The sequence below is a fragment of the Methylophaga sp. UBA1464 genome, assembly GCF_002325665.1.
In the GTDB taxonomy this organism is placed as follows: Bacteria; Pseudomonadota; Gammaproteobacteria; order Nitrosococcales; family Methylophagaceae; genus Methylophaga.
In genome coordinates, this window is record NZ_DCSO01000007.1 from 2,956 (window position 1) to 9,350 (window position 6,395).

The window sequence follows — 6,395 nt, forward strand, 5'->3', positions numbered from 1 at the left end:
GTAAACCGGATAATAATGACTCATCGGTGATCAGCTTGCGCCAGGCGTGGGTGGCATCCAGCAGATTTTCTTCAAATTTGGCGGTGCGTTCAGTCATTTGCTGTGACAGTTTTTTAAACTCATCACGTTGTTGCTGATCCAGCTCAACACCGGACAAACGAAAATCACGCACGGCGTTATCAATAACTTTTTTCTGTGCCGTATCCAATTTCTGATATTCAGCGCCTTCGGCAATGGCTTTATAGGCTTGATACAGCGTTTCATTCTGGCCCAATTCGGTAGAAAACTCGCTGAGTTTTGGCAGACAGGCGTTGTAAGCCTGACGAAGTTCTTCTGAGTTGACCACCGAATTCATATGACTTACTGGCGACCAGACACTGTCAATCAGGGCATCCATATCTTCCATTGGTTGTACCAGGGTTTCCCAGGTGGGCTCTGTCAGTGTGCTTAAAATCGTGTCGATTTTATTGCGTGCGGTGCTCAACGCATGATCAATTGCGGGCTCAACATGTTCGGCTTTTATTGCGGAAAATGGCGGTAAACGGTGATTTTCCAATAATGGGTTGCTCATAATAGTGTCCTGATTAGGTTCGGTATCGCCAGCAGTGTAGCGCGTGAAGTTATTGTCATGGTAACGCNNCGGCTTTAATGGCGGAAAATGGTGGTAAATGGTGATTTTCCAATAGTGGGTTGGTCATATTTATGTCCTGATTAAGTTCGGTATCGCCCGCAGTATGGTGCGTGGAGTTTGTGTCATGGTAACGCAACAAAACAGTCATCACACTGCAATATCTAATAGATAGGGTTTGTTCAGAATTTTAAGTGAATGAGTGCCTTATGCAAACACAACTAAGTCACAAGCAAAAGCTGAAAGTTCGCACCGTGTTCATTTCGGATATCCATCTTGGCTTCCGAGGCTGCAGTGCCGAGCTCCTCCTTAACTTTTTACATAATGTGGAATGCGACTATCTTTATCTGGTCGGCGATATTATCGACGTCTGGGAAATGAAAAAACGCATGTACTGGCCTCAGGAACATAATAACGTGGTTCGTACCCTGCTTGGTAAAGCCAAACACAATACCAAGGTGATATTCGTCCCCGGCAACCATGATGAGATTCTGCGGGATTATGATGGTGCGGTGTTCGGTAATGTGCAAATCCATAATGAAATTATTCACACCACGGCCGATAAACGGAAGCTATTAATCATTCACGGCGATCAATTTGATAGCGTGGTAAAAATTTCGCCGATGCTGGCGAAAATTGGCAGTCGATTGTATGAATTTTTGTTGCGCGCCAATCGCTGGGTCAATTACTTCCGTCGCAAGATGGGCTTTACCTACTGGTCACTGGCGGCGTTTCTTAAACACAAAGTCAAAAATGCGGTGCAATACATCAGCAACTTTGAAGAAGCTGTGGCACATGAAGCGTCAAAACAAGGCGTTGATGGTGTGGTCTGCGGGCATATTCACCGGGCTGAAATTACCCGAATCCAGAATATCGATTACTACAATTGTGGTGACTGGGTAGAAAGTTGTACGGCATTGGTGGAACACCCTGACGGCCAGATGGAAATCATTCCCTGGGCGGAGTTATTTAATCAGCAAGTATTGATTGCCAAAGCCGCCTGATGAAACTGGTTATCGTGACGGATGCCTGGGAGCCCCAGGTCAACGGCGTAGTGCGTACTCTGGGCAAGACCCGTGATCATCTTCAGGAAATGGGTTATGAGGTGATCATGATCACCCCGCTGAATTTTAAAACTATTCCCTGCCCGACGTATCCCTCAATTCGTTTAGCGTTACTGCCATATCGAAAACTTTCCAATATGTTGGAAAATCTGCAAGCCAATGCAGTGCATATAGCGACTGAAGGCCCATTAGGTATGGCTGCCCGGCGCTGGTGTTTAAAACATAAAGTTCGATTTACCACCTCATTTCATACCCAGTTTCCAGAATATTTACGTCTGCGTTTGCCTGTTCCACTCCACTGGAGTTATGCCTGGTTACGCCGCTTTCATCGGCCAGCGGCGAGAACTTTGGTACCAACCGTTTCACAACAGCAACGATTGCAACAACATGGTTTTCAGGATGTGTATGTCTGGGGCCGTGGTGTGGATACACAGATCTTTACGCCCGATAACGCCAAAAAATTTGATTTACCCGGACCGGTTTTTATCAATATGGGACGTGTGGCGGTGGAAAAAAACATTGAAGCTTTTCTGGATCTGACGTTACCCGGCAGCAAGGTGGTGATTGGCGATGGCCCGGATTTGGAGATGCTGCGCAAACGTTACCCCGAGGTTCTGTTTACCGGAGCCAAATTTGCAGAGGAACTGGCGGCCTGTCTGGCAGGTGGCGATGTATTTGTTTTTCCCAGCCAGACTGATACCTTTGGTTTAGTGATTCTTGAGGCCATGGCATGTGGTTTGCCCGTGGCTGCTTTTCCGGTTACGGGTCCGAAGGACATTATCATTGAGGGCAAAACCGGCGAGCTTGACTGGAACTTGCAAACAGCTGCTTTAAGTGCGCTGAATCTGCAAAAAACCGATTGCATTGCTTATGCTCGCGAAAATAGCTGGCAGAAATGTAGCGCCGTATTTGCGAGTTTCATGTATGACAATCAGCCAGCTATTCCAACCCAAACAGCGCAAATACTCAGTCAGAAAAGCTGAAACATTCTCATTCTCATGTTGCAAAGTGACAACATCGTCATACTTTCTTGGTATTCGTACAACAGAATACTTGATTAGCCGGGAACTGCCGTGAGATTATTCCCGTTAAATTTGTTTCAGGGAATGCCGCAATGTTCGACTCAAAATATTTTTTCAGATTCAGCCTCATCAGCATGGTTGTTCTGTTTACCGGTTGTGCCACTACACAATATAACGATGAGCGTGATCCCTTCGAGAGCTACAACCGTGCAATGTACAAATTCAATGACACGGTTGACCGTGCGGTTCTGAAGCCTGTAGCCAAGGGTTACGATACTGTTGTTCCTGATGCCATCAGCTGGGGTGTCAGTAACTTTTTCAGCAATCTGAATGATATTACTGTTGCCATTAACAGTCTGTTGCAGGGTAAATTCAGTCAGGCTGCGGATGATACCGGACGTTTCCTGTTAAACAGTACCGTGGGTGTAGCCGGTATATTTGATGTAGCAGGCCATGCCGGCAACAAAAAACGTAATGAAGACTTTGGTCAGACATTAGGTGTCTGGGGTGCTGAACCCGGTGCTTACATTGTATTACCGTTTTTTGGTCCACGTACGGTACGTGACTCATTCGGTTTAGTGGGTGATATGTTTACTGACCCGGTGATGTATGTTGAAGGTCCGGGCGCACGTAACGCATTAGCCGGAACCCGTGTGGTGGATACCCGCGCCAATCTGTTAAAAACGCAACGTGTATTAAGCGAAGCAACAGATGATGAATATGCCTATGTTCGCAACGCTTATCTGCAACGTCGCCAATACCTGGTTTACGATGGTAATCCACCAAACGATGATGATTTCGATCTGTTTGATGATGAGTAATTCTTCAACCCAATCGCTATAATAAAAAGAGCCGGATTTATTCCGGCTCTTTTTTTATTTTCACGACACCACCACCGGTTATGAAATGACTTCTTTATTATTTACCATCGCGATTATCAGTGGTTTTGTACTGCTGATCTGGGGTGCAGATAAATTTATTGATGGCGCTGCTGGTATTGCATCCAATCTCGGTGTTGCCCCGCTGATTGTCGGGTTAACTATTGTTGGATTTGGTACCTCGGCTCCGGAAATGATGGTATCGGCATTAGCCTCATTTGATGGTGCTCCGGCACTGGGTATTGGCAATGCCATTGGCTCGAATATAACCAATGTCGGGCTGGTTTTGGGCCTCACAATAGTCATTACCCCACTGGCAGTTCATTCCGTTACGTTACGAAGAGAATTTCCGGTACTGGTGTTTATTATGTTTCTATCCCTGCTGCTGTTGCTCTGGGATATGGAACTGGATCGTATTGATGGTGTTATTCTGTTTTCGGGGTTTCTGCTGACGCTGGCTGGTATGGCCTGGCTGGCAGTGAAAAGTGCGCAGGATGACCCACTCAAAATTGAATTCACCAAAGAATATTCCCAGCCGAAACTGTCGCTGAAAACATCCATCCTGTTATTTTTTATCGGCCTTGTTTCCCTGCTGGCAGGTTCAAAACTGTTGGTCTGGGGAGCCACCGGCGTCGCCCAGTTACTGGGCATCAGTGAATTGGTCATTGGTCTGACGGTCGTGGCTATTGGTACCAGCCTGCCGGAACTGGCGGCGTGTATCGCTTCCGCATTAAAAAATGAACATGATATTGCCGTTGGTAATATTCTTGGCTCAAATATCTTTAATCTACTGGCTGTACTTGCCATGCCGGGGCTCATTCAACCATCAAAAATAGATACGCTGCTGATAACGCGTGATTTTAGTTTTATGATTGGTCTGACGATCGTGCTGTATTTCTTTGCACGATTTTGTTTGAAGGGCAGATTGGGCCGTCCGGTTGGTTTGTTGCTATTACTGGTTTATGCAGGCTATATAAGTTTGCTGGCCTACCAAGGTGTGCATAACGGTATATGAAAATAGATGCGGAAAAATTAAAAATGCTGGCGCTGGCGGTGATTGATACCGAGCTGGAAGCGGTGACATTACTACGAGATCGGATTGATGATGACTTTGTCCGCGCCTGTGAATATCTGCTGCAGTGTCAGGGGCGTATTGTAGTTATTGGCATGGGTAAGTCAGGTCATATCGGCAGTAAAATTGCCGCGACCTTAGCCAGTACCGGCAGTCCGGCATTTTTTGTTCATCCCGGTGAAGCCAGCCATGGTGATTTGGGCATGATCACCGATAAAGACGTCGTACTGGCGTTGTCGAATTCCGGGGAAACTGCCGAAATTCTGACGATATTGCCACTGATTAAACGCCTTGGCGTACCGTTAATCACCATGAGTGGCCGGATGGATTCCACACTTTCATCATGTGCTGATGCCAATATTAATGTCAGTGTGAACAAGGAAGCCTGTCCGCTGGGACTCGCCCCCACATCCAGTACAACCGTTGCTTTGGTCATGGGGGATGCCCTGGCCATTGCCTTACTGGAAACCCGCGGTTTTACCGCCGAAGACTTTGCCCTTTCTCATCCCGGTGGCAATCTTGGTCGACGTTTATTATTACGCGTCAGCGATATTATGCATACTGGCTCGGCGATTCCGCAGGTCAATGAACAGGCTTTATTACGTGAAGCCTTGATGGAAATGTCTAACAAAAGTCTGGGCATGACCGCTGTGGTGGATAATGCTGGCAAACTGGTCGGTATTTTCACTGATGGTGATTTACGTCGTGTATTGGCACAGGAAGTGAATATTCTCACCGCACCGCTGAAAGATCATATGACACGCCATTGTAAAACCGGTCAGGCTGAGATGCTGGCCGCCGAAGCATTACAAATGATGCAACAATACAAAATCAATGGGCTGTTGATTACCGATAAAAACCATAACTTAACGGGCGCACTCAATATGCACGATTTATTACGTGCGGGTGTGGTCTAATTTTCAGGAAAAAAACAATGCAAGATATAACGGCTCGTGCCAAACAAATTAAGCTGGTGATTTTTGATGTCGATGGTGTCCTGACTGATGGCAGCATCATCATTGGCGATGATGGTGAGGAACATAAAGCATTTAACTCTCGTGATGGCCATGGCATGAAACTGCTGCAGTACACTGGTGTCGATATTGCTATTATCACCGGGCGCACTTCGAGGGTGGTTGAGCATCGTATGCAAAGCCTTGGCATCAATCTGGTTTATCAGGGACAAAAAGTTAAGTTACCTGCTTTTGAAGAATTACTTAAAACGCTTAAGCTGAAGCCGGAACAATGCGCTTATGTTGGAGATGACTGGGTTGATTTGGCCATCATGAACCGAGTGGGTTTGGCGATTGCTGTGCAAGATGCTGATGCGGTTGTGAAAAAACATGCTCACTGGATCACTCCTTCCATGGGTGGAAAAGGTGCGGCACGTGATGTATGTGAATTTATTATGGAAGGACAGGGAACCCTGCAGGATCAAATTGAACGCCATCTTTAATATTCCGGGTTATCTCAAAATTGCCCTACTGCTGATAGCAGTGGTCAGTCTGTGGATGCTGTTCAATAAACCAGAAGCCCCTCGAACGGAAGCCTCTGTGCATTACAGTATCGATTTTGGCATGACTGACTTCAAACTGACAGTAATGGATATCAATGGCAAACCTTCACGAGTCATTACCGGCGAAACGCTGTACCACTACCCGGAAAATGACCGTACCGAAATTTTCAACCCGACGACCCTGTTTATTGCACCGGAAAATAACGACTGGATAA

The 6,395-nt window shown here is 46.4% G+C and carries 7 protein-coding genes and 1 pseudogene; 7 read left to right on the forward strand and 1 reads right to left on the reverse strand.

Annotation, left to right across the window (positions count from 1 at the left end; genetic code table 11):
• Window positions 1-571, reverse strand: a pseudogene (locus B3O33_RS00620) (oligopeptidase A); the annotation flags it as partial.
• 266 nt (window positions 572-837) lie between these two features.
• Here B3O33_RS00620 and B3O33_RS00625 point away from each other — a divergent pair.
• The 7 genes from B3O33_RS00625 to lptC form a co-directional block, all read left to right on the forward strand.
• Window positions 838-1,632: a UDP-2,3-diacylglucosamine diphosphatase gene (locus B3O33_RS00625; protein WP_292362050.1), complete on the forward strand. Its 795-nt coding sequence runs from the start codon at window positions 838-840 to the stop codon at window positions 1,630-1,632.
• A complete protein-coding gene (locus B3O33_RS00630; protein ID WP_292362049.1) occupies window positions 1,632-2,675 on the forward strand; it encodes a glycosyltransferase family 4 protein in 1,044 nt (347 codons plus the stop codon). The genes B3O33_RS00625 and B3O33_RS00630 overlap by 1 nt, the downstream gene beginning before the upstream one ends.
• Window positions 2,676-2,806: 131 nt before the next feature.
• Window positions 2,807-3,535 (forward strand): MlaA family lipoprotein, encoded by a 729-nt coding sequence (locus B3O33_RS00635; RefSeq protein WP_292362048.1) that lies wholly within the window; start codon window positions 2,807-2,809, stop codon window positions 3,533-3,535.
• Between the two features lie 85 nt (window positions 3,536-3,620).
• Complete coding sequence (locus tag B3O33_RS00640) at window positions 3,621-4,607, forward strand: calcium/sodium antiporter (RefSeq protein WP_292362047.1); 987 nt, start codon at window positions 3,621-3,623, stop codon at window positions 4,605-4,607.
• A complete protein-coding gene (locus tag B3O33_RS00645; protein WP_292362046.1) occupies window positions 4,604-5,581 on the forward strand; it encodes a KpsF/GutQ family sugar-phosphate isomerase in 978 nt (325 codons plus the stop codon). The genes B3O33_RS00640 and B3O33_RS00645 overlap by 4 nt, the downstream gene beginning before the upstream one ends.
• A gap of 17 nt (window positions 5,582-5,598) precedes the next feature.
• The gene (gene kdsC / locus B3O33_RS00650; RefSeq protein WP_292362045.1) at window positions 5,599-6,120 is read left to right on the forward strand and encodes a 3-deoxy-manno-octulosonate-8-phosphatase KdsC; all 522 of its coding nucleotides are present in this window, start codon (window positions 5,599-5,601) and stop codon (window positions 6,118-6,120) included.
• A partial coding sequence (gene lptC, locus B3O33_RS00655) for an LPS export ABC transporter periplasmic protein LptC (RefSeq protein WP_292362725.1) occupies window positions 6,104-6,395 on the forward strand: 292 nt, incomplete at its 3' end. The genes kdsC and lptC, both read left to right, overlap by 17 nt.